Below are 23,188 nucleotides of genomic sequence, written 5' to 3' on the forward strand. Positions count from 1 at the left end.
ACGCTGCAAGGCTAGATTGCGGAAACACTTTGCGCCGTAAGCAACTGTAAGTCAGTGAAACGGTGTCAACCTTTCTGCCTTTATGTTGCGCGCCCAAGGTCGTATCATTCAGCCCCTTCGGCTTCTTTTGCATTGCAGCGAACATGGATTTCCCGACCCGTTACGACGTGATCGTCATCGGTGGCGGCCACGCCGGCACCGAAGCCGCGCTCGCTGCCGCACGGGTCGGCGCGCGCACGCTGCTGCTGACGCACAACATCGAAACGCTTGGCCAGATGTCCTGCAATCCGTCGATCGGCGGTATTGGCAAGGGTCACCTGGTGAAGGAGGTCGATGCGCTGGGCGGCGCGATGGCGCTGGCCACCGACGAGGGCGGCATCCAGTTCCGCATTCTCAATGCGAGCAAGGGTCCGGCCGTGCGCGCCACGCGCGCCCAGGCGGACCGCATCCTTTACAAGGCGGCGATCCGCAGCCGGCTCGAAAATCAACCGAATCTCGACCTGTTCCAGCAGGCGGCGGCCGACCTGATCATGGAAGGCGAGCGCGTCGCCGGTGTGGTGACCGAGGTGGGCATCCGCTTCCACGCGAAGGCGGTCGTGCTGACCGCCGGCACCTTCCTGAATGGGCGCGTGCACGTCGGCCTGCAGAATCATTCGGCGGGTCGGGCAGGGGATCCGCCGGCCATCCGTCTGGCGGAAAAGCTGAAAGAGCTGGCGCTGCCTCAGGGTCGGCTCAAGACCGGCACGCCGCCGCGCATCGACGGACGGACGATCGACTATTCGGTGATGCAGGCGCAGCCGGGCGACGATCCGGTGCCGGTGTTCAGCTTCATCGGCTCGCGCGACATGCATCCGCGTCAGCTGCCATGCTGGATGACCCACACGACGCTGCGCACGCACGACATCATCCGCGGTGGCCTCGACCGCTCGCCGATGTACACCGGCGTGATCGAAGGTGTCGGCCCGCGCTACTGCCCGAGCATCGAAGACAAGATCCACCGCTTCGCTGACCGCGACAGTCACAACATCTTCCTCGAACCGGAAGGCCTGACCACGCACGAGGTGTACCCGAACGGGATTTCGACCTCGCTTCCCTTCGACGTGCAGGTCGATCTGGTGCGCAGCATTCCCGGTCTGGAAAACGCGCACATCCTGCGCCCGGGCTATGCGATCGAGTACGACTACTACGATCCGCGCGGCCTGAAATCGTCGCTCGAAACCAAGGCGATCGACGGCCTGTTCTTCGCCGGCCAGATCAACGGCACCACCGGTTACGAAGAAGCGGCGGCGCAAGGCCTGCTCGCCGGACTGAATGCGGCGCGGCAGACCAAGGGGCTGGACGCCTGGTGCCCGCGCCGCGACGAAGCCTATCTGGGCGTGCTGGTCGACGACCTGATCACGCGTGGCGTGGCCGAGCCCTATCGCATGTTCACGTCGCGCGCCGAATACCGCCTCAGCCTGCGCGAAGACAACGCCGACCTGCGCCTGACCGACGTCGCCCGCGCCATGGGCCTGATCGACGACCAGCGCTGGGATGCCTACAACCGCAAGCGCGACGCCATCGCCGCCGAGGAACAGCGACTGCGTTCCACGTGGATCCGTCCGGACACGCTGCCGGCTGAGGACGCGCAGCGCGTGCTGGGCAAGGCGATCGAGCGCGAATACACGCTGTTCGACCTTTTGCGCCGCCCCGACGTGAGCTACGCATCCCTGATGACGCTGCCCGGCGCGCCGGCGCCGATCGAGCATGCACAGGCGATCGAACAGCTCGACATCCTGGCCAAGTACCAGGGCTATATCGACCGCCAGCAGAACGAGGTCGACAAGCTGCGCGCGACCGAAGACACGCGCCTGCCGGACGACATCGACTACGCTGCGGTCGGCGGCCTGTCGCGCGAAGTGCAGCAGAAGCTCACGCTGCACCGGCCGGAAACGCTGGGCCAGGCGTCGCGCATCCAGGGCATCACGCCGGCGGCAATTTCGTTGCTGCTGGTGTACCTGAAGAAGCGCGCCGCCGTGCGCAGCGCCGCCTGAACACCCCGGCCGCCAGGCCGGACAGATTCGAAGCACCCGGAAACCATCCGCCCATGACCTTGCAAACCGAACTCGACGCCGGCCTTGCCGCACTTGACCTGCCGCTCACCGCGACAGCCCGTACCCGTCTGCTGCGCTACATCGCGCTGATGGCCAAGTGGAACGCGGTCTACAACCTGACCGCGATACGCGAAGAATCCCGCATGCTCACCCACCACCTGCTCGACGCGCTGTCGGTCGAACGCTTCCTGCCGGAAGGCGCGAAGCTGGCCGACATCGGCTCGGGTGGCGGTGTGCCCGGCATTCCGCTGGCCATCGCCCGCAGCGATCTGGACGTGGTGTCGATCGAGCCGAACTCGAAAAAGGCGTCCTTCCAGCAGCAGGTGCGCATCGACCTCGGCCTGGAGAATTTCGACGTACAGACGGCGCGTGCCGAGCAGGTGACGTTGCCGGAAGGGTGCGACTTCATCATTTCGCGCGCTTTCGGCGACCTCGCCGACTTCATCAAGGTGGCTGGCCATCTGCTGAAGCCGGGTGGCCACATGCTGGCGATGAAGGGCGTCTACCCGGACGAGGAAGTGCGCGCGATCCCGAAGGGCTGGGCATTGCTGCGCTCGGAAGAGCTGCAGGTGCCCGGTGTCGAGGGTGCGCGCCACCTGCTGTGGCTCGCGCGCGAACTTCAGTCGGACGGCTGAGCCGGCATGCCGTACATCTTCGCAGTCGCCAACCAGAAGGGCGGGGTGGGCAAGACCACCACCAGCGTGAACCTCGCCGCCGCGCTCGGTCAGGCCGGCCAGCGCACGCTGCTGGTTGACCTCGATCCGCAGGGCAACGCCACGATGGGCGCCGGCGTCGACAAGCGCACGCTCAAGTCCAGCGTCTATCAGGTGCTGGTTGGCCTGTCTTCGCTGGCCGACGCGCGCGTGACCAGTCCGCATGCCGGGCTGGATGTGCTGCCGGCTAACCGCGATCTGGCCGGCGCCGAAGTCGAACTGGTCGGGCTGGAGAATCGGGAAAATCGATTGAAAAAGGCGATTGCCGAGCACGCAGCCGATTACGACTTCGTGCTGATCGACTGCCCGCCCAGCCTCAGCCTCCTCACGCTGAATGGCCTGTGCGCGGCGCACGGCGTCATCATCCCGATGCAGTGCGAGTACTACGCGCTCGAAGGTCTGTCCGACTTGGTGAACACGATCAAGAAGGTGCACGCCAACCTGAACCGCGACCTGAAAATCATCGGCCTGCTGCGCGTCATGTTCGACCCGCGCAGCACGCTGTCGCAGCAGGTGTCCGGCCAGCTCGAATCGCATTTCGGCGACAAGGTGTTCCGTACGCTGGTGCCGCGCAATGTGCGGCTGGCCGAAGCGCCCAGCTACGGCATTCCCGGTGTGCTGTTCGACAAGAACGCCAAGGGCGCGCAGGCCTACAGCGCCTTCGCACAGGAAATGATCGAGCGCGTGAAGAGCTTCTGATCGACCCACGACAACAATACCGAACGCCATGACTCCTCCCAAACTCAAGGGCCTCGGCCGCGGCCTCGATGCGCTGCTGGCCGGCAACACCGGTGAATCCGGCAATTCGGGCGAACTGCGCACGCTGGAAGTCGGCGTGCTGCAGCCGGGCAAGTACCAGCCGCGCACCCGCATGGATCCGGGCTCGCTCGAAGAGCTGGCGGAGTCGATCAAGTCGCAGGGCATCATGCAGCCCATCATCGTGCGCAGCGTCGGCGGCGGGCGCTTCGAAATCATCGCCGGCGAGCGACGCTGGCGCGCGGCGCAGCTGGCCGGCCTGAGTGAAGTGCCGACGCTGGTGCGCGACATTCCGGATGACGCCGCGCTGGCGATGAGCCTGATCGAGAACATCCAGCGCGAGGATCTGAATCCGCTGGAAGAGGCGGCCGGCGTGCAGCGCCTGATCGACGAATTCGGCATGACGCACGAACAGGCGGCCAACGCCATCGGCCGTTCGCGCTCGGCCACCACCAATCTGCTGCGCCTGCTGCAGCTGGCCGAACCGGTGCAGGAACAGCTGGTGACCGGCGACCTCGATATGGGCCACGCGCGCGCGCTGTTGAGCCTGCCCAAGGCCGATCAGATAGCCTTCGCCAACCGTGTCGTCGCCCAGGGCCTGACCGTGCGCGACACCGAAAAGCTGGTGGCGCGCGGCGGTCTGGCCGAACAGGGTACCAAGGCAAAAGCCGAACCTTCGCGCGATCTGGCTCGACTGGAAGAGGAACTGTCTGACATCGTCGGCGCACCGGTGGCGATCGCCGCCAACGCGCGCGGCGCCGGCAAGCTGGTCATCCGCTTCAACGACCTCGACCAGCTGGATGGCCTGATCGCGCGGCTGCGCGGCTGACGCAAGCTCGTCAGCGCGGCCTTGGTCCGCGGGCTTCGATGCAGGCGGTTATCGCGAGCAAGCTCGCTCCCACAAAAACTGGCTCCAGCCGTGAATCGGGCGCCCGCTCCTGTGGGAGCGGCCTTGGCCGCGACAGGGCGGCGACGGGCCGCAAGCTTCGGTTCAGGCTACTCGGGCGAGCAAGCTCACCACCACCAGGCCGAACCGCGGTCAGATCCGCGCGCACAGCGCGACATATACCGCCAGCTCCGCCAGTTGCTGCACGGCGCCCAGGCAGTCGCCGGTGTAGCCGCCGATGCGGCGCTGGAAGTGGCGGGCCGCGACGACGGTGACGAGCAGCGCGAGCGCGATCACTGCGACAATCTGTACCGGTGCGAGCAGTGACAGCGGTGCCAGACCGCACAGTGCTGCCCACAGCATGCCGCCGCCCGACAGCTTCACCGCCAGCGGCTTGGCGCGCGATACGCCGTCCGGGTCCTCGTCGCGGGCGTAGCGCATCAGGTAGATCAATGCGGTCGCGCACAGCCGCGACAGCGGGTGCGCGACCAGGAGTGCTATGACCGCGCTCGCCAGCGGCAGTGCGGACAGCGCCGCCAGCTTGCCGGCCAGCATGAGCACGATGCCGATCGCGCCGTAGGCACCGATGCGCGAGTCCTTCATGATGGTCAGGATCTGTTCGCGCGACCAGCCACCGCCGAAGCCGTCGCACACGTCGCCCCAGCCGTCCTCGTGGAAGGCGCCGGTCAGCCTTATCGTCGCAGCGGTGGACAGCACTGCGGCGAGTGCCGCCGGCAGCAGCTGTCCGGTGGTCCACAGCACGGCGGCGCCGACGGCGCCGACCAGCCAGCCGACCGCCGGAAACCAGCGCGCGCTGGCGTTCATCAGGTCTGTGGACCAGCCCACCCAGGCCGGCACCGGCAGCCGCGTGAAGAAGCGCAGCGCGTTGAAGAACAGTTCGAGTTCGCGGCGGATCATCGCTGCGTCACCGCTGTCCGCCGCTCACGCCTTCGACACCCCGGCCGATTCGAAACTGGCCATGTCGCGCAGGATGGCGGCGGCCGCGCGCACCAGCGGCCAGGCCAACGCGGCACCGGTGCCTTCGCCGAGGCGCAGGTCGAGATCGAGCAGCGGCAGCGCCTGCATGTGCTCGAGCTGGATGGCGTGGCCGCGCTCCTGCGAGCGATGCGAGAACACGCAGTAGTGACGCAGCGCCGGTGCGTGCGCCTGCGCGACCAGCGCAGCGGCCGAGCTGATGAAGCCGTCGATCAGCAGCAGCATGCGCGACTGTGCGGCGCCCAGCATGGCGCCGGCCATGGTCGCGATCTCGAAGCCGCCGAATGCGGCCAGCACGGAGAACGCGTCGCGCGGACCGTCATAGCCGGCAGCCAGTCCGGCCAGCACGCGTTTCTTGTCGGCCAGCGCGGCGTCGCCCAGACCGGTGCCGCGGCCGACGCAGTCGTCCATCGCAGCGCCGGTCAGCAGGTGGGTGATCAGCGAGGCGGACGCGGTATTGCCGATGCCCATCTCACCAAAGCCGAGCACGCGGGCGCCGCCAGCCGCGATGTCGCGGGCGATGCGGGCGCCGTTCCCGAGCGCCTGCGCGCACTGCGTCGGCGTCATCGCCGGGCCGTCGAACCAGCTGGCGGTGCCGTGCGCCATCTTGGCGTCGATCAGGCCGTCGCGCGGACCGAAGTCGTGCGCCACGCCGCAGTCGGCAATGTGCAGCGCCATGCCGCCCTCGCGCGCCAGCACGTTGATGGCGGCGCCGCCGGCGAGGAAGTTCTCGACCATCTGCCAGGTCACGTCGGCAGGGTAGGCCGACAGGCCGCGGCCGCGCGCGTCGCGCAGCGTGCCGTGGTCGCCGGCGCACACCAGCAGGTGCGCCTGCCCTGGCTCGGGTGCGGTCGAACCCAGCACCTGTCCGACCTGCAGCGCCAGGGCCTCCAGCCGGCCGAGCGCACCGAGCGGCTTGGTCTTGTTGTCGAGGCAGGCCTGCAGCACGGCGGACAGGTCGGGGGCGGGCAGTGCGAGGTCGAAGCGGGGCGTCATGATGTTCCGGCGGCGGCAGATGCAGGCCGGCAGTTTAGCCGGCTGGCGGACCGGACGCCGGCCGGCGACAATGGCGGCCCGCTTCGACCTCGCCCCGCCGTGCGTACCCGTGTCGAATTCCTGCTGCTGGCGCTGATCTGGGGCGCGTCCTTCGCGCTCTACCGTGTCGCCATCCCTGAACTGGGTCTGCCGCTGACGGTCGGGCTGCGCCTCGCGCTGGCATCGGCGGCCTTGCTTGCGGTGTTCGGCTGGCCGCTGCGGGCGGTCGCTCCGCCCGAACGCGGTCGCGTGCTGTTCTGGCTGCTGCTGGCTGGCGCCGGCAGCACTGCGCTGCCGTTCGTACTGTTCGCCGAAACCGTCATGCGCTCCAGCGCCGGGTTTGCCGCGGTATTGAATGCGACCTCGCCGCTGTTCTCAGCGCTGCTGGGCGTGTGGGTATGGCGCGAGGCGGTGTCGCGCTCAAAGCAGCTCGGTCTGCTGCTCGGTTTTGCCGGCGTGGCGGTGCTGGCCACGCTGCGTGAGGTGGGCACGCTGCGAGTGGGCATGGACGCGGTGGCGCTGGGACTGACCGGCGCCGCGTCCTACGGTCTGTGCGTGCAGTGGGTGAAGCGCCGCCTGCACGATGTCGAGGCATCGGCGGTGGCGACCGGATTCTCGCTGGTCGGGGCGCTGTTGCTGCTGCCGTGTGCGCTGACGTCGCTGCCCGATCATCTGCCGTCCGGCCGCGCGCTGCTGGCGGTCGCCGTGCTCGGTCTGGTATCCACCGCGCTGGCCAATGCGCTGTACTTCCGCCTGGTCGGCCGCATGGGGGCGACGCAGGCGCTCAGCGTCACTTTCCTGATCCCGCCCTTCGCCATGCTGTGGGGCCATCTGCTGTTCGACGAACGGCCGACGCTGGCCATGCTGGCGAGCACCGTCGTCATCCTTGTCGGTACGGCACTCAGCCTCGGCTGGCGGCGAACGTCCGGGCGCTGATCCCGGTCAACGTGCGGCGGCGAGCCACCGTTGTATCCGGGGCAGGCTGCACGGCGCACTCTTGTTCACCCGCTGTCGGCTGGCTTAGACTTGCGGGCCGCGCCGCCGAGCCTGCGCCGGATCTGCCCGGCCCCGCGACCCACTGAACGTTGGATCAACCACTCCGTCGAGGAACACCATGAAAACCCTGATTTCCGCCGTCGTCTGCGCCGCTGCGCTTGTGAGCGCGCCGGCTTTCGCCAGCAAGGACCTGGCCACCGCCAAGGGCTGTCTGGCCTGTCATTCGCAGGGCACCGACATGAAGATCGGCCCGGGCTACCAGGCAGTCGCGAAGAAGTACGCCGGCCAGAAGGACGCCGAAGCCAAGCTCGCCGCCTTCATCAAGGCCGGCACGCCGGCCGGCACCAAGCCGTCCTGGGGCGGCCCGATGCCGATGCCGGCGCAGCCGGGTCTGTCGGACGCCGACGCCAAGACGCTGGCTGCCTGGGTGCTCGGCGGCGCCAAGTAAGCAGTCTGTCGCGCACGGGAAGAGCCGGCCGCATGGCCGGCTTTTTTCGTTCACCGGTCGAATTGAGGCCAGGCACGGGCTGTATTCGACGCATCGGCTGCAATACCCCGCTTGCTAGACTCGCGCCGGGCATCCCCATTCCCGGAGAAGGTCGAGCATGAGCGCAACAGCGTCCCGCACCCAGTACGGCAAGCAGGTCACCGAGTCGATCAACCAGACACGGGTGCGCTACGTCATCCTGTTCGCTGCCGCGATCGCCACCCCCTTCGTCTATCCGCCGACCTGGCCGCTGGTGTGGCTGGCGCTGGCCAGCTACGCGCTGCGCATGTTCGGCGTCGAAGGCATCTACCACCGCTACTTTTCGCACCGCGCCTTCAAGTGCTCGCGCCCGGTGCAGTTCATCCTCGCGGTGATCGCCTCGCAGTGCGGCCAGCACGGTCCGTTGTGGTGGGCGTCGGTGCATCGCCACCACCACCAGAACGTCGAAACGCCGGACGACCCGATCTCGCCGCGCCAGCATGGCCTGTTCCATTCGCACGTCGGCTGGGTCTGGTGCGAGCGCTACAAGGACACCGACCTCGACGTCGTGCCCGACTTCGCGCGCTACCCGGAAATCCTCTGGGTGAACAAGCACTACACGCTGCTCATGCTGTCCGGCGCCTTCTTCATCTGGCTGCTGGCGCAGGCCGGTGCCTTCGGCCCGACGGTCAGCGGCGGTGCGGCGCTGATGTGGGGCTTCTTCCTGCCCACCGCGCTTGGCGTCCAGACGGTGTCCATGGTCAACTCGGTCGGTCACTTCCGCTTCATGCCGGGCGGCTACCGCCGCTACGACACCGACGACGATTCGGTGAACCGCCCGCTGCTGGCGTTGCTCACCTTCGGCGGCGGCTGGCACAACAACCACCACCGCTACGGCGCCAGCGCGCGTGCCGGCTTCGCCTGGTACGAAATCGACGTCACCTTCTACATCCTGAAGGCGATGGCCGCACTCGGCATCATCAGCGATCTGCGTGAACGTCTGCCGGACGACGTGCGCGAAGAGGGCGGGCTGAGCCCGCTGCCGGCCGGCGACAAGGTGCGCAGCTGAGCGATCACGCACAATGCGTCAGCCGTGACCCGCATCACGCATCGCCTCAGCTCACATCAGGCCGTTTCGAGCGGTGTTGTGCTAGGCACTTCCGGACGGTCGTGTCGGCCGGCCTTACACCGCTGAAACGGCGTGCCGCCGCCACCTATCGTAGGTCGATGATCCGAAAGGACTAATACTAAAGTCATATGTTTTGGCACATGACTTGCTGACGCCCGGACGAACATTACCGGAGCGTTACAGATGAAATTCCGCACCCTTCTCCTGCCCGCGCTGATCGCCACGCTGTCCGGCGGCGCGCAGGCTGTTTCGATGCTCGACTTCGGCGTGGGCGACCGTGGCTACGGTACGCAGTTTCTGGCCGCCAACGACGACGGCTCGACCAACCAGCTGCCGCTGCCGTTCGACATCGATTTCTTCGGTCAGACCTTCAGCAATTTCTTCGTCAACAACAACGGCAACATCAGCTTCCTGTCGGCGATCGGCACCTACACGCCCGACCCCTTTCCGATCTCCAGCCAGCCGATGATTGCGCCCTTCTGGGGTGACGTCGACACGCGCGGCACCGGCAATGTGTGGATCCATTCGCCGAACGCCAACACGCTTGCAGTCACCTGGGATGCCGTCGGCTACTACAGCTCCGCGACCGACAAGACCAACAGTTTCCAGCTGGTGCTGCGCAACCAGGGCGGCGGCAATTTCGACGTCGACTTCCGCTACGAGCGCCTGGAGTGGACGACCGGTGACGCTAGCGACGGTGCCAACGGCCTGGGCGGCATTCCGGCACAGGCAGGCTATGACGCCGGCGACGGCGTCAACTACCTGACGCTGCCCGGTTCGCGTACCGGCGACGTGCTGAACCTGCAGAACACCACCAACGTGGCAGGCGGCGAAGCCGGCCTGTGGTCGTTCGCGATCCGCAACGGCCAGCTGCCCGGTTCGTCGGCGTCCAACCCGCTGATGCCGGTGGCCAGCGACGAAGGCTGGAACTTCGACTTCAACGTGGTCGCCGGTACGCCGGTGTTCATCGATCCGGACATCGCCATCGGCTACGACTACATCGTCAACAGCGGTCCGTCGATCACCTCGGTACTGCTGCCGACCTTCGGCGACGGCCTGTACGACCTGTGGCTGTGGAACGGCGACGCCTGGGTGGCCAGTGGCGACGTGCTGAGCGGCGGCGTCACCTTCACCTTCGACGAGGCGGTCACCCGCTTCCGCATCCTCGGCATCGAAGAGGGCGCAGCACTCGACCCGCTGAACCCGACCGCCTTCGTGACCGGCCTGACCTTCAGCGAGACCGGCCCGGTGTCGATGTCGCAGAACCCCATCGTCGTGACGGTGCCGGTGCCGGAGCCGGAAACCTACGCCATGTTCCTCGCCGGCCTTGGCCTGATCGCCGCGGCGCGCCGCCGTCGGGCACGCTGATCGCGGTTTTCCGATGTCACCCGACGACGCCGGCCTGCCTCAGCACGCCGGCGTCGTCATTTCGGGCCCGGCAAATTGACGCTCCGCGCGCCCGCCCGCAAAATCCGGGGCTGACAACCTTTTCAGTCCCTCGCGGAGATTCCACATGACCCTGATCACCCCGTCGCGCCCGCTGTCCGCACTCGTGGCCCTGTCGGCCTGCCTGCTCGCCGCCTGCGGTCCGAAGGAAGAGGCCGCCGTGCCGGCCGTGACCGCCGATGCCGGCGAGGCGACGATCACCATCCGCCTCGGTCATGTGGCGCCGCTGACCGGCCCGCAGGCCCACCTCGGCAAGGACAACGAGAATGGCGCGCGGCTGGCCATCGACGACCTGAATGCCGAGAAGATCCTGATCGGCGGCAAGGTGGCCAAGTTCGAACTGCTGGGCGAGGACGACCAGGCCGATCCGCGTCAGGGCACCACGGTGGCGCAGAAGCTGGCCGATGCGCACGTACATGCGGTGATCGGTCACCTGAACAGCGGCACGACGATTCCGGCGTCGCGCATCTATCACGACGCGGGCATCGTCCAGGTGTCGCCGTCCGCCACCAATCCGACCTACACGCGGCAGGGCTACAAGACGGCGTTCCGCGTGTTCGCCGACGACGTGCAGCAAGGCAGCGTGCTCGGCAGCTTCGCCATGAGCAAGCTGGGCGCGAAGAAGATCGCCATCATCGACGACCGCACTGCCTACGGTCAGGGCCTCGCCGACGAATTCGAGAAGGCGGCCAAGGCGGCCGGTGCCGAGGTGGTCACCCGCGAATACACGACCGACAAGGAAACGGACTTCGCCGCCATCCTGACCAAGGTGAAGTCGACCAAGCCCGACCTCGTGTTCTATGGCGGCATGGACACCCAGGCCGGTCCGATGGCGCGTCAGCTGAAGACGCTGGGCATCAGCGCGCCGATGCTGTTCGGCGACGGCGCCTGCACGGTTGAATTCCACAAGCTGGCAGGCGAGGGCGCCGAAGGCCACTACTGCTCGCTGCCCGGCGTGCCGCTGGACCAGATGGCCGGCGGCACCGCCTTCCGCGACCGCTACAAGGCGAAGTACAACACCGACATCCAGCTCTACGCGCCCTACGCCTACGACGCGGTACGCGTGGTGGCCGAGGCGATGAAGCAGGTCGGCTCGACCGAAACGGCGAAATTCCTGCCTGCGCTGGCGGCGCTGAACTACCCGGGCCTGAGCGCGCAGATCCAGTTCGACGAGAAGGGCGACATCAAGGACGGCGCGGTCACGCTCTATCAGGCCAAGGGCGGCGCCTGGTCGGCGCTCGAAACCATGGGCGGCAAGCCGAACAACTGAGCGGCACAACCGATCAGCCCGCTGAGCTGAGCGGCCAACTGAGCGGCACAATGCAGTCTTGCGCGTCCGTGCCGGCCCCGGGCCGGGCGGCGCGCACCGCCGGCGCCTGATCGGCGCCTCCACCTTCTCCCGGCTTCCCTCGACACCACGTGGACATTTTCATCCAGCAGATCATCAACGGTCTGGTGCTCGGCAGCATCTACGCGCTGGTCGCGCTCGGCTACACGATGGTCTACGGCATCCTCGGTCTGATCAATTTCGCCCACGGCGAAGTGGTGATGATCGGCGCGCTGACCGCGCTCACCGCCATCGGCCTGCTGGTGCCGAGCGGCCTGCCCGGCCCCGCCGTCGTGCTCGGCGGTCTGCTGATCGCGATTCCGGTGTGCATGGCGGTCGGCTTCACGATAGAGCGCGTCGCCTACCGGCCGCTGCGCAACGCGCCGCGGCTGGCGCCGCTGATCACCGCCATCGGCGTGTCCATCGTGCTGCAGCAGCTGGCCATGATCGGCTGGGGCCGCAACTACCACACCTTCCCGCCGCTGCTGCCGGCAGCACCGCACCAGTTCCTGGGTGCCGCCATCACCGATCTGCAGATCATCATCATCGCCACGGCAGCGACGCTGATGGCGGCGCTGGTCTGGTTGATCACCCGCACCCGGCTCGGCCGCGCGATGCGTGCCACCGCCGAGAACCCGGCGGTGGCACGGCTGATGGGCGTCGATGTCGACCGCGTCATTTCCTTCACTTTCGTGCTCGGCTCGGCACTGGCGGCGGTGGCCGGCGTCATGGTGGCGGCCAACTACTCGATCGCGCACTACGCGATGGGCTTCATGCTCGGGCTGAAGGCGTTCACCGCGGCGGTGCTGGGCGGCATCGGCAACCTCGGCGGTGCCATGCTGGGCGGGCTGCTGCTGGGCATCATCGAAAGCCTGGCCGCCGGCTACATCGGCGATCTGACCGGCGGTTTCCTCGGCAGCCACTACAAGGACGTGTTCGCCTTCTTCGTGCTCATCCTGGTACTGGTGTTCCGGCCGTCCGGCCTGATGGGCGAAAAGGTGGCGGAGCGGGCATGAGCGTCGATCCCAAACTGAAGGCCAGGCTGGGCGTCGTGCTGATCGGCGTGGCACTGGCGGTGCTGCCCTTCGTCGTCGGTGCCGGCTTCGGCAATTCCTGGGTGCGCATCATCGATTTCGCGCTGCTCTACATCATGCTGGCGCTCGGGCTGAACATCGTGGTCGGCTTCGCCGGCCTGCTCGACCTCGGCTACATCGCCTTCTACGCGGTCGGCGCCTATCTGTATGCGCTGCTGTCCAGCCCGCATCTGGCGATCGCCTTTCCGCAGCTTTTCGCCGCCGCGCCCGGCTGGCCGGTGTGGGCCGTGCTGCCGCTCGGCGCGCTGGTGGCGGGGCTGTTCGGCGTCATGCTCGGCGCACCGACGCTGAAGCTGCGCGGTGACTACCTGGCCATCGTGACGCTGGGCTTCGGCGAAATCATCCGCATCTTCCTGAACAACCTGAACGCGCCGGCCAACATCACCAACGGGCCGCAAGGCATCAACAACATCGCTGCGGCGCAGATCGGCGGCCACGCGCTGAACCGGCCGCTGGAACTGTTCGGCGTCACGCTGCCCGGCGTGTACCTGCAGTACTACTTCTTCCTCGCGCTGACCCTGCTCGTCATCTTCGTCTGCGTACGGCTGCAGGATTCGCGGCTCGGTCGTGCCTGGGTCGCCATCCGCGAGGACGAGGTGGCGGCGCGCGCCTGCGGCATCAATACGCGCAACGTGAAACTGCTGGCCTTCGGCCTCGGTGCCACCTTCGGCGGCGTGGCCGGCGGACTGTTCGCTGGCTTCCAGGGCTTCGTCAGCCCGGAATCCTTCGGCCTGCTCGAATCCATCATGGTGCTGTGCATGGTGGTGCTCGGCGGCATGGGCAATATCGCCGGCGTCATCCTCGGTGCGGTGCTGCTGGCGCTGCTGCCCGAGGCGCTGCGCTGGGGCGCGGTGCCGCTGCAGCAGACGCTGTTCGGCAAGGTGCTGATCGACCCCGAGTCGCTGCGTCTGCTGCTGTTCGGCATCGCGCTGGTGGTGGTGATGCGCTGGCGGCCGGCCGGGCTGTGGCCGTCGGCGCTGCGCAAGCGCGAACTGGCGGCGCACGGGGAGGCGGCATGAGTACGCCCCTGCTCGAAGCGAGCGGCGTCAGCAAGCGTTTCGGCGGCGTGCAGGCGCTGCGCGACGTGTCGCTGGCTATCCGCGCCGGCGAGGTGTACGGCCTGATCGGCCCGAACGGCGCCGGCAAGACCAGCTTCTTCAACGTGCTGACCGGTCTGTACAGCGCCGACCAGGGCGAGGTGCGCTTCAACGGCCAGCCGCTGCCGCTGGGCGTGCCGCACCGCATCGCCGGCGTCGGCATCGCCCGCACCTTCCAGAACATCCGGCTGTTCGGCGCGATGAGCGCGCTGGAGAACGTGATGGTCGGCCGCCACATCAGGCTGCGTACCGGCGTGCTCGGCGCCATCCTGCGCACGCCGGCGGCACGGCGCGAGGAGGCCGACACCGAGGCGCGCGCGCATGCGCTGCTGCGCTATGTCGGCATCGACCGGCTGGCCAACCAGCAGGCTACCCACCTGAGCTACGGCGATCAGCGCCGGCTGGAAATCGCCCGCGCGCTGGCCACCGAACCGAAGCTGCTGGCGCTGGACGAACCTGCCGCCGGCATGAACGCGACCGAAACCGCCGGTCTGCGTGCGCTGATCGAAAAGCTGCGCGGCGATGGCCTGACCGTGCTGTTGATCGAGCACGACGTGAAACTGGTGATGGGTCTGTGCGACCGCGTCGCGGTGCTCGACTACGGCGAGAAGATCGCCGAGGACGTGCCGGACGTGGTGCGGCGCGACCCGCGCGTGATTGCCGCCTATCTCGGCACGGAGGCGGTCGATGCTTGAGGTGCGCGGACTGGAAGTGCATTACGGCGGCATCTGCGCCGTGCGCGGCGTCGACCTCGATGTCGCCACCGGCGAGAAGGTGGCGCTGATCGGTGCCAACGGCGCCGGCAAGACCAGCACGCTGAAAGCCATCGCCCGCATGCTGCCGGCGCGCGGCAGCGTCAAGCTGGGTGGCGAGGCGATCGAGCAGGCGCCGCCGCACCTGCTGGTGCGCAAGGGTCTGGCGCTGGTACCGGAAGGTCGCGGCGTGTTCGCCCGGCTGTCGGTGCTGGAAAACCTCGAAATGGGCGCCTACGTGCGCGACGACAAGGCGGCGATCGAAGCCGACATCGAGCGCGTGTTCGGCCTGCTGCCGCGCTTGAAGGAGCGCGCCGGCCAAACCGCCGGCACGCTGTCCGGCGGCGAACAGCAGATGGTGGCGATCGGCCGCGCGCTGATGAGCCGGCCGCGCATCCTGCTGCTGGACGAGCCGTCGATGGGCCTGTCGCCCATCATGGTCGATACCGTGTTCGACGTGATCCGCGAAGTCGCGCGCGAAGGCGTCACGCTGCTGCTGGTCGAACAGAACGCGCGGCTCGCGCTGTCGCTGTGCGATCGCGGTTGCGTGATGGATGGCGGCGAAATAACGCTGACCGCACCGGCGGCCGAACTGCTGGACAACCCGGCGGTGCGCGCCGCCTATCTGGGGGAGTGAAGCCGTGATCCGCCATCTTATTGTCATCATCGCGCTGACCTGCGGACTGGTCGGGTGCAGCAGCCGGCAGCTCTATGACAGCGCTGCCAGCTGGCGGCAGCAGGAATGCGACCGCATCGTCGATGCGACCGAGCGCAGCCGCTGTCTCGAAACCGCGAACCTCGAGTACGAACGTTACCGACGCGAGCGCGAAAAAGCCGGCGAAGCACGCTGAAGGTCGCGTCGGCCCGGCGTCTCGATTCTTGCCATCGTCATTGCGCGTGATAATCGCGGCTCCGTCATCGGAGTTCCGCCGTGCGCGCCTTGCTGCTCCTGCTCTGCGTTCTGCTGTCGTCCTCCACGTTCGCCGACCCGCTGCCGCCGATGCTGGCGCAGCGCGCGCCCGCGGACATCGACCCCACGCCCTACTGGGTCAGCGAAAAGCTCGATGGCGTGCGCGCGCACTGGGACGGGCAGGCGCTGCGCCTGCGCAATGGTGCCGCCATCGCCGCGCCGGCGTGGTTCGTCGCGCCGCTGCCCGGATACCCGCTCGATGGCGAGCTGTGGCTGGGGCGCGGCCGCTTCGATGAACTGTCAGGCATCGTTCGCCGTGAGCGCTCGACCGACGCCGACTGGCGCGCGGTGCGCTACATGCTGTTCGACCTGCCGGATGCCGACGGCGATTTTTCGCAGCGGCTGACGCGCATGCAGCAGCTGGTCGAGGTGATCGGTGTCGACTGGATACGCGCAGTGCCGCAGCAGCGACTCGCCGACCGCGCCGCGCTGCAGGCACTGTTCGACGCGGTCGTCGCCGGTGGTGGCGAGGGCCTGATGCTGCACCGGGTCGACGCGCACTGGACGTCCGGTCGCAGCGACGCACTGCTCAAGCTCACGCCCTTTCTCGATGCCGAAGCGACCGTGCTCGCCCACCTGCCGGGCAAGGGCCGTCATCGCGGCCGGCTGGGTGCGCTCGAGGTGGTCGATGCAGCGGGTCGGCATTTCCGCATCGGCAGCGGCTTTACCGACGCCCAGCGCGCGGCGCCGCCAGCCATCGGTGCCGTCGTCACCTACCGCTATCGCGAGCTGACACCGCGCGGGCAGCCGCGCTTTCCGGTTTTCCTGCGCGAGCGGCTGCTGCCCTAGGTGTGAAGCTTCAATAGGTTGTTTCGGGTGTTCACCCGGAGAAGTTCTGAGAGACTGGAAATCGCCAAACCCCCAAGCTCTCTCGAACAGGATTCCGGATGAACACCCACAAGAATGCCCGATTGACCTACCTTCGTCGCCTAGAAATGGTGTTGGACATGCTTGAGCGAGGTCTGTCGGCCTCTGATGCGGCGAAGCGTAGCGGCGTCAGCAGTGTCACTGCCCGCAAATGGCTGGGGCGCTACCTGGCCGAAGGTCCGGCTGGACTTGCAGACAAGTCGTCCCGTCCCGCCCGTTCTCCCCGAAGCATTGCCCCAGAAGTCGCGCTGACCATCATCGAGCTGCGCCGCAAACTCTTTCTTCAATCCCGGATCGCCTCCTACACCGGCGTATCCAAAGCAACGGTCAGCCGGGTGCTCCGACGAGCCGGCCTCTCAAGGTTCAGCGATCTGGCCCCGACTGAGTCCATACAGCGCTACGAGCGCCAGACGCCCGGCGAACTGCTCCACATCGACATCAAGAAGTTGGGCCGCTTCACCGCTGTGGGTCATCGAATCACGGCCGATTATCGCAAGCGCACCCGCGGCGTAGGCTGGGAACACTTGTTTGTGGCCATTGACGACCATTCGCGCATTGCTTTCACCGACATGCACCCCGATGAGCGCAAAGACAGCGCCGTGAGCTTCCTGCGAAATGCCGTCGCCTATTACGCAACGCTCGGTGTCACCGTACAGCGCGTGCTCACCGACAACGGACCCGCCTTCCACTCGTTCGCCTTCGCTCAGGCCTGCAACGAGCTGGGGATCAAACACAAGTTCACACGAGCCTATCGGCCACAGACCAATGGCAAGGCCGAGCGCTTCATCCAGTCAGCTCTGCGCGAGTGGGCCTACGGCCATTCCTATCCCAACTCCGACCTGCGCAAAGCCGCTTTGCCTCTCTGGAACCACTTCTACAACTGGCACCGACCTCATCACGGCATCGCTTGCAACGTCCCTATGTCCCGTCTCTCAAATTCGCAGAACAACCTCTTGACTCTTCACACCTAGGCACAAAGAGGGAAGTCTACCCGCCGACACGGGTGTCGGCGTCCGCGGAGGCGGGGACCCATCCCCGATCGTGCGGGGCGCTCGTCCTCATCGCGTCATCGCCGCTGCAGCGGCGACCGCGTGCTGTCTACGCTGCGGGGCCGGACATGGAGGCGCTTACATGATCATCAAACACGCAGCAGTCGGCATCACTGTGGCGCTGGTCGCTGCCAGCGCACCGGCGCAGGTGCTCGACCGGTCGACGCTGGCCGACCGGCTGGCCGCCTGCTCGGCCATCTACGGCGACATCGCCGCCGCCCATCCGCAAGCCAGCCGCACCGTGCGTGTCCAGTACGCGGCGAAGAACTATCTGTCGCTGGCCATGCGCCTGGGCGAACGGCCGCAGGTCGCGGCCGTGCTGGCGCGCGAGCGCAAGGCGCTGGCCGAACGCCGCGCCGACCCGGCGCAGGCGCAGGGGCTGGACGACGCGTTCGCACAGCACGACGACGAATGCAATCGCCTGCTCGAACACAATATGGCGCTGATCGACAGCCTGCGCGACGGACGCTGAAACCCGCCGCGCCGACGGCATCAGTGCAGCTTCTCGTCCGCCACCACGTCCTTGCGATAGGTTTCGTAGACGACGACCGGAATGCCCAGCGGCGCCAGATGCTGTTCGATCAGCGGCTTCACCTCGGCCCAGTCCAGACCGCCGACGCCGGTGGCCAGCCGCGGCAGGGCCACGCTGGTGGCGCCGATCGCCTGCAGGTGACGGGCCAGTGCCTTCAGCGCGTGATGCACGTGTTCGACCGTCGCCTTGCCCGGTTTCGCGGCCGGCCCTTCGCCCACCATGTCCTGGGTGAGCATGTTCACGATGTTGCGCGTGCTGCCGTCGTTATCGACGCCGGCCCACGACCACACCTCGCCCGGCGTCATGTGGCGGCCGTGCTGTGCGTGCCGGTAGTCGCGCGCCATCGACGGCCAGCGCTCGCGCAGCGCCAGCGCCAGACCGTGGTCGAAGCGTTCGCGCACGGCGATACCGTGCGCGATGACCTGGGCCTGCGTAAATAGAATGTCGCCGGTGACTTCTCGGATCATGCGGTTCTCCTCGTACCGTCCGGTCTGCGGCACCGTGCCGCAGCCTCCGATTCCACGGTACGCCGCCGTGCTGCGCGGCCGTTGATCCGAATCAACTGTTCAGGCGGTCGCGCTCACCTGGGCGTGCGTCACCTGCGCCAGATCCTGCCGCGTCAGGCCGTGCGAGGGCAGGGCCGGCAGCAGTTCGACGCGGGCGACGGTGCGCGGCGCGCGCGCCAGCATGCAGACCGACTGCCAGAAGCTCACGTCGTCGATGTAGGCGGCCGCGTCCGAGTGCTCGCCGCGATGATCGACATAGCGCAGGCGCACCGGTTTGACCGCACGGCCGGCGTCGATCGCTGCCTGGAACAGCGCGGCGCGGAAGGGCAGCACGCTGCGGCCGTCGGTGGTCGTGCCCTCCGGGAACACCATCACGCTGCGTCCGCAGCTGAGCGAACCGACCAGCCGGTCACGCACCTCGGCCGCCGAACTGCGGCTGGCGCGGCGGATGAACACCGTGTGGTTGCGCGCCACCAGCCAGCCGAGCAAGGGCCAGCTGCGCACCTCGTCCTTGCAGACGAAGGACAGCGGCGATATCGCGTTGATCACGAACACGTCCACCCACGAGATGTGGTTGCTCACCAGCAGCTGGCCGGGCCGCGGCAGTGGTCCCTGCGCCTGCAGTTCGACGCCGAGCACGCCGAGCAGCTGGCGCGACCAGCGTGCGCGCATCTTGCGTTGCGTGCGCTCGCCGACCAGCGGATAGAGCAGGGCGACGCGCGAGCAGCCTGCGGCCAGATGCAGGGCCAGCCGGGCGATGCGCCAGCTCATGCGCGCCTGTGCGCGCAGACCGGATGTGTGGTGCGTGGCCGCGGCAGCGCGTGCCGCCACGGGGTGGTGCGGATGAGGATGCGACAAGGGAAGATCGAGGTCGGCAAACAGACTGATGACAGACATCTTACGTCCTCCCCGGTTCGCGGATCAGGCGGCGCGCTGCACGAAGTGGCGCGCGTAGCGCGCGTCCAGCTTGGCCATGGTGAGCAGCAGCGGCAGGTCGGCGGTGTTGAAGTCCGGGTCCCAGGCGGGTTCGCCGCACACTTCGGCGCCGGCGCGGATATAGCCTTTGACCAGCGGCGGCACGACGCTGGCGGCGTTCGGCGTCAGCCGTTCCAGCGGCAGGCGGACCTTGGGGAACACGCGGTATTCGGCCGGCGCCATGTGCGCGCTCAGCCCGGCCCAGATCGCCGCTGCGTTGTGGCCGCCGTCGGCCAGCCCGATGCTGGCGCAGCCGATCAGGTACTGGTGGCCGCTGTCCAGCATGTAGCGCGCGAGACCGGACCACAGCAGCGCGATCACCGCCGCGTTGTTGCGGTAGTCGGCGTCGATGCAGGAACGGCCGATCTCCACCATCTGCGGCCGCAGATGGTCAAGCCGGCCGAGGTCGAATTCGGTTTCCGAGTAGTAGCCGCCGGTGCGCCGTGCGGCCTCGGGCGGCAGGATGCGGTAGCAGCCGACGATGCGGCCGTTGTCTTCGTCGCGCACGATCAGGTGCTCGCAGTGGGCGTCGAAGCGGTCGATGTCGGCGCCATGCACCGGGCTGTCGAGCCGTGCGCCGAGCTCGTCGGCGAACACCCGCCAGCGCAGCTGTTGCGCCGCCAGCACCTCGGATTCGCAGGCCGCCAGCGTGACGCTGAGGTTGCGCTGGGCACGCCGTTCGCGTGCCGAATCGATCTGAAGCATTCCCGTCTCCATCAAGGGTCCTGCTTCAAGATATGCAGCGCGTGTTCAGCACATATGACGTCGCGGCGACAGCACGGTTACAGCGGCCCTCGCCACGCCGGCCAAAAGGGCGGTATAAGCATTCCGCTCGATCGAGCCCCACACAACCCACGAGGATGTACTGATGAACCACCGTATCGGCGCGCTCGCTGCCGCCCTGATGATGAGTGTTGCCACCTCTGCGCTGGCCGAAACCAAGGCGCCGGCAGCCGGTGCCGCGCTGGCCAAGGTCAATGGCGTGGCCGTGCCCGCCGCGCTGGCCGATCTGCTGGTGCGCGAGCAGGTCGCCCAGGGCGCGCCGGACAACGAAGAACTGCGCACCCGCGTGCGCGAGCACCTGGTGCGCCGCGAGGTGCTGCTGCAGGCGGCACGCAAGGCCGGTACCGACAAGGTGCCCGAGGTGCAGCAGCGCATCGCCTATTCCAGCGGCGAGCTGCTGGCCAACGCCTATCTGGAGCGCTGGGTCGAGAAGAACCCGGTGACCGAGGCGGCGGCCCGCGCCGAGTACGAGCGCGTGGTCGCGAAAGGCGGCCCGAACGAATACCAGTCGCGTCACATCCTGGTCGATTCGGAAGAGGCCGCACGCGACATCATCGCCAAGCTGCAGGCCGGCACGCCGTTCGCAGATCTGGTGTCGGTATCGAACGACCCCGGCAGCAAGGAGCGCGGTGGTGAGCTGGGCTGGTCACGCCCGGGCTCTTTCGTGCCGGAATTCGACGCCGCGCTGCAGAAGCTGGAGAAGGGCCAGTTCACCACCGAGCCGGTCAAGACCGCCTACGGCTTCCACGTGATCCAGCTCGACGACATCCGTCGCGCCGAAGCGCCGAAGTTCGAGGAGGTGAAGGACCGCGTGATCGAATCGATGCAGCAGCAGGCTGTGCAGAGCCACATCGAATCGCTGATGTCGAAGGCCAAGGTGCAGTAAGTGCCCGGGCATCCTCCGCGTCCCGAAAGGGCACGGAGGATGCAGGCGTGCCTACGCGTGGCCGATGTAGCGCAGCGCCAGCAGCGTCACGTCGTCCGACGGCGCCTGACCGTCGCAGAACAGGCGCATCGCGTCACGCACCGCTTCGATGGCGCCGGCAGCACCCGCACGCAGCCCGGTCAAGGTCGCCAGCAGCCGCGTTTCGCCGAACAGTTCGCCGCGTGCGTTCAGCGCCTCGGTCACGCCGTCGGTGTAGAGCAGCAGCTGGTCGCCCGTGCCGAGCCGCGTTTCGCCGAGTGCGTAATCGATGGTCGGGTCGATGCCGGCGATCGGGTTGCGCGGCACCTTGAGCAGTACCGGCGCGTCGCCGCGACGCAGCAGCACCGGCCGCAGATGACCGGCGTTGGCGTAGCGGAAGCTGCCGTCGCGGGTGTCCAGCAGGCCGATGAACAGGCTGGCGAACAGCAGGCGTTCGTTGTTCAGCGCCAGCTTGCGGTTGGTGCGTTCCAGCACCCTTTCCAGATGCCCCTTCTGCCCCTGCTTGCGTGCCGCCTCGGCGCGCAGCGTGGTCAGTGTGCGCATCATCAGCAGCGCGGCCGGCATGCCCTTGCCGCAAACGTCGCCGATGGCGACGAACAGGCGGTTCTCGTCGATGAAGAAGGCGTCGAAGAAGTCGCCGCCGATCTCGCGCGCCTGCTGGATGCTCGCTTCGCACTCGATTTCCGGGTGTTCGGCGAACATCGGCGAGCGCAGCGGCAACATGCCCGACTGGATTTCCTGCGCGGTGCGCAGTTCCGACTGCAGGCGCTCCAGTACCAGCGAGCGGCGCACCTGTTCGACCACCTGGTGATTGGCCTGGCGCATGCGCGCCGCCATCAGGCGCAGCAGGTTGCGGGCGACCTGAGGCAGCGGCAGCAGTTCGGAAAAGAAGGTGTGGGCGTCGATGAGCAGCAGCCGTGTGCCGGGTTCGGCCACCACCCATGCCGACGCCGGTTCGCCGTCGATGATCGAAAGTTCGCCCGCACACTCGCCGTTGCCGATCACCGTGTAGCCACCCGGGCTCTCGCCCGCCGGATCGTCGAGGTGCACGCGCAGCCGTCCGGCCAGCACCAGCGCGACGTGATCGTTCTGCATGCCCGGCGCCAGCACCACGTACTCGTCCGGGTAGTCGCGCTGGGCGCAGTGGGCGAGCAGGCCTTCGATCAGCGCGTAAGGCACGTCGCGGAAAAGATCCAGCCGGGAGATGAAACCGAGGGCACGGCGCTCGCCACTGACGCGTGCGTCGTGGCTGACACGACGGCCGTCGGCGCGGATCAGCGGGAACACGGCGGCCTGGCGACGCCGGCGCTCGACGCCGCGGCGCACCGGGGTGCGGCTGCCGCTCGGGCTGCTGCGGCCCGGTCGGGTCCACGCCAGCGTGAGCTGGTTGCGGCCGCTGGCGCGCTCGTAACTGACCTGATCGGCGAACTGGCGCACCAGGTGCACGCCCAGTCCGCCGACGCTGGCTTCTTCCAGCGTGGCCGGGGTCACTGGCTCCGGCAGTTCCAGTGGATCGAATTCGCGGCCGTCGTCGGCCACCACCAGCTTGACCGACTGCGGCTCCAGGATCAGGTCGAGCGCGATGGTGTGCGGCGCCTCGTCGTCGAAGGCGTAGCTGACGATGTTGGCGACCAGTTCCGAGGCGCACAGGTCGAGCCGGAACACCAGCTCGCTGCCCAGATCGAAGCTGTCTCCGAGCGTGCGCAACCAGGCGCTCGCAGCGGAAATGGCGCCGCTGTCGTTGATCAGGCGCAGGCTGCGGCGTGCGTGTGCGCTATGCACCGCGCACTCCGCG

The 23,188-nt window shown here is 67.7% G+C and carries 24 protein-coding genes; 18 read left to right on the top strand and 6 right to left on the bottom strand.

The window, feature by feature from the left end:
- Window positions 1-143: 143 nt before the first annotated feature.
- Genes mnmG through METFAM1_RS0114485 form a run of 4 tightly spaced genes read left to right on the top strand, consistent with a single transcriptional unit; the run spans window position 144 to window position 4,391 of the window.
- Window positions 144-2,033: a tRNA uridine-5-carboxymethylaminomethyl(34) synthesis enzyme MnmG gene (gene mnmG, locus METFAM1_RS0114470; protein ID WP_019916077.1), complete on the top strand. Its 1,890-nt coding sequence runs from the start codon at window positions 144-146 to the stop codon at window positions 2,031-2,033.
- Between the two features lie 53 nt (window positions 2,034-2,086).
- Complete coding sequence (gene rsmG / locus METFAM1_RS0114475; RefSeq protein WP_019916078.1) at window positions 2,087-2,728, top strand: 16S rRNA (guanine(527)-N(7))-methyltransferase RsmG; 642 nt, start codon at window positions 2,087-2,089, stop codon at window positions 2,726-2,728.
- Between the two features lie 6 nt (window positions 2,729-2,734).
- Complete coding sequence (locus METFAM1_RS0114480; RefSeq protein WP_019916079.1) at window positions 2,735-3,505, top strand: ParA family protein; 771 nt, start codon at window positions 2,735-2,737, stop codon at window positions 3,503-3,505.
- Between the two features lie 28 nt (window positions 3,506-3,533).
- Window positions 3,534-4,391 carry a ParB/RepB/Spo0J family partition protein gene (locus METFAM1_RS0114485; protein ID WP_019916080.1) on the top strand — a complete coding sequence of 286 codons (858 nt, stop codon included), beginning with the start codon at window positions 3,534-3,536 and terminating at the stop codon, window positions 4,389-4,391.
- Between the two features lie 210 nt (window positions 4,392-4,601).
- Here the strand turns inward: METFAM1_RS0114485 and METFAM1_RS0114490 are convergent, their stop codons facing one another.
- Both METFAM1_RS0114490 and cobT read right to left on the bottom strand, forming a co-directional pair.
- Window positions 4,602-5,366: an adenosylcobinamide-GDP ribazoletransferase gene (locus tag METFAM1_RS0114490; protein WP_019916081.1), complete on the bottom strand. Its 765-nt coding sequence runs from the start codon at window positions 5,364-5,366 to the stop codon at window positions 4,602-4,604.
- 24 nt (window positions 5,367-5,390) lie between these two features.
- Window positions 5,391-6,440: a nicotinate-nucleotide--dimethylbenzimidazole phosphoribosyltransferase gene (gene cobT / locus METFAM1_RS0114495; RefSeq protein ID WP_019916083.1), complete on the bottom strand. Its 1,050-nt coding sequence runs from the start codon at window positions 6,438-6,440 to the stop codon at window positions 5,391-5,393.
- 99 nt (window positions 6,441-6,539) lie between these two features.
- Here cobT and METFAM1_RS0114500 point away from each other — a divergent pair, with 99 nt between their 5' ends.
- The 13 genes from METFAM1_RS0114500 to METFAM1_RS0114560 all read left to right on the top strand — a co-directional run bounded on the left by METFAM1_RS0114500 (window position 6,540) and on the right by METFAM1_RS0114560 (window position 18,144).
- Window positions 6,540-7,415, top strand: a complete 876-nt coding sequence (locus METFAM1_RS0114500) for a DMT family transporter (RefSeq protein ID WP_019916084.1) — start codon at window positions 6,540-6,542, stop codon at window positions 7,413-7,415.
- 178 nt (window positions 7,416-7,593) lie between these two features.
- On the top strand, window positions 7,594-7,923 hold the full coding sequence (locus METFAM1_RS0114505; protein ID WP_019916085.1) for a c-type cytochrome: 330 nt from the start codon (window positions 7,594-7,596) through the stop codon (window positions 7,921-7,923).
- A 157-nt stretch (window positions 7,924-8,080) separates the two neighbouring features.
- The gene (locus METFAM1_RS0114510; RefSeq protein ID WP_019916086.1) at window positions 8,081-9,010 is read left to right on the top strand and encodes an acyl-CoA desaturase; all 930 of its coding nucleotides are present in this window, start codon (window positions 8,081-8,083) and stop codon (window positions 9,008-9,010) included.
- Between the two features lie 243 nt (window positions 9,011-9,253).
- Window positions 9,254-10,438, top strand: a complete 1,185-nt coding sequence (locus METFAM1_RS0114515; RefSeq protein ID WP_019916087.1) for a nidogen-like domain-containing protein — start codon at window positions 9,254-9,256, stop codon at window positions 10,436-10,438.
- Window positions 10,439-10,583: 145 nt separating this feature from the next.
- Window positions 10,584-11,786 (top strand): branched-chain amino acid ABC transporter substrate-binding protein, encoded by a 1,203-nt coding sequence (locus tag METFAM1_RS0114520; protein ID WP_019916088.1) that lies wholly within the window; start codon window positions 10,584-10,586, stop codon window positions 11,784-11,786.
- 149 nt (window positions 11,787-11,935) lie between these two features.
- The gene (locus METFAM1_RS0114525) at window positions 11,936-12,859 is read left to right on the top strand and encodes a branched-chain amino acid ABC transporter permease (protein WP_019916089.1); all 924 of its coding nucleotides are present in this window, start codon (window positions 11,936-11,938) and stop codon (window positions 12,857-12,859) included.
- Window positions 12,856-13,956 (top strand): ABC transporter permease subunit, encoded by a 1,101-nt coding sequence (locus METFAM1_RS0114530; protein ID WP_019916091.1) that lies wholly within the window; start codon window positions 12,856-12,858, stop codon window positions 13,954-13,956. The genes METFAM1_RS0114525 and METFAM1_RS0114530 overlap by 4 nt, the downstream gene beginning before the upstream one ends.
- Window positions 13,953-14,729, top strand: a complete 777-nt coding sequence (locus METFAM1_RS0114535; RefSeq protein ID WP_019916092.1) for an ABC transporter ATP-binding protein — start codon at window positions 13,953-13,955, stop codon at window positions 14,727-14,729. The genes METFAM1_RS0114530 and METFAM1_RS0114535 overlap by 4 nt, the downstream gene beginning before the upstream one ends.
- Window positions 14,722-15,423, top strand: coding sequence for an ABC transporter ATP-binding protein (locus METFAM1_RS0114540; protein ID WP_019916093.1), 702 nt, complete (start codon window positions 14,722-14,724; stop codon window positions 15,421-15,423). The genes METFAM1_RS0114535 and METFAM1_RS0114540 overlap by 8 nt, the downstream gene beginning before the upstream one ends.
- A 4-nt stretch (window positions 15,424-15,427) precedes the next feature.
- Entirely contained in the window at window positions 15,428-15,637 is a 210-nt protein-coding gene (locus tag METFAM1_RS0114545; RefSeq protein WP_019916094.1) for a hypothetical protein, read from the top strand.
- Between the two features lie 80 nt (window positions 15,638-15,717).
- Window positions 15,718-16,545, top strand: coding sequence for a DNA ligase (locus METFAM1_RS0114550; protein WP_019916095.1), 828 nt, complete (start codon window positions 15,718-15,720; stop codon window positions 16,543-16,545).
- Window positions 16,546-16,643: 98 nt separating this feature from the next.
- Window positions 16,644-17,594 (top strand): IS481 family transposase, encoded by a 951-nt coding sequence (locus METFAM1_RS0114555; RefSeq protein ID WP_019915355.1) that lies wholly within the window; start codon window positions 16,644-16,646, stop codon window positions 17,592-17,594.
- Window positions 17,595-17,754: 160 nt separating this feature from the next.
- Window positions 17,755-18,144 (top strand): hypothetical protein, encoded by a 390-nt coding sequence (locus tag METFAM1_RS0114560; protein WP_019916096.1) that lies wholly within the window; start codon window positions 17,755-17,757, stop codon window positions 18,142-18,144.
- Between the two features lie 20 nt (window positions 18,145-18,164).
- On the opposite strand, the gene METFAM1_RS0114565 is transcribed toward METFAM1_RS0114560, so the two are convergent.
- From METFAM1_RS0114565 to METFAM1_RS0114575, 3 genes are all read right to left on the bottom strand, one after another.
- Window positions 18,165-18,671: a macro domain-containing protein gene (locus METFAM1_RS0114565; RefSeq protein WP_024300724.1), complete on the bottom strand. Its 507-nt coding sequence runs from the start codon at window positions 18,669-18,671 to the stop codon at window positions 18,165-18,167.
- A gap of 99 nt (window positions 18,672-18,770) precedes the next feature.
- Window positions 18,771-19,607: a lysophospholipid acyltransferase family protein gene (locus METFAM1_RS0114570; protein WP_024300725.1), complete on the bottom strand. Its 837-nt coding sequence runs from the start codon at window positions 19,605-19,607 to the stop codon at window positions 18,771-18,773.
- A gap of 24 nt (window positions 19,608-19,631) precedes the next feature.
- The gene (locus METFAM1_RS0114575; protein WP_019916099.1) at window positions 19,632-20,390 is read right to left on the bottom strand and encodes a GNAT family N-acetyltransferase; all 759 of its coding nucleotides are present in this window, start codon (window positions 20,388-20,390) and stop codon (window positions 19,632-19,634) included.
- A gap of 163 nt (window positions 20,391-20,553) precedes the next feature.
- Between METFAM1_RS0114575 and METFAM1_RS0114580 the strand changes: the two genes are divergently transcribed.
- Window positions 20,554-21,354, top strand: coding sequence for a peptidylprolyl isomerase (locus METFAM1_RS0114580; protein WP_019916100.1), 801 nt, complete (start codon window positions 20,554-20,556; stop codon window positions 21,352-21,354).
- A 51-nt stretch (window positions 21,355-21,405) separates the two neighbouring features.
- Here the strand turns inward: METFAM1_RS0114580 and METFAM1_RS0114585 are convergent, their stop codons facing one another.
- On the bottom strand, window positions 21,406-23,175 hold the full coding sequence (locus METFAM1_RS0114585; protein WP_019916101.1) for a SpoIIE family protein phosphatase: 1,770 nt from the start codon (window positions 23,173-23,175) through the stop codon (window positions 21,406-21,408).
- Window positions 23,176-23,188: the final 13 nt, after the last annotated feature.

This window comes from Methyloversatilis discipulorum, assembly GCF_000527135.1.
Lineage (GTDB): Bacteria > Pseudomonadota > Gammaproteobacteria > Burkholderiales > Rhodocyclaceae > Methyloversatilis > Methyloversatilis discipulorum.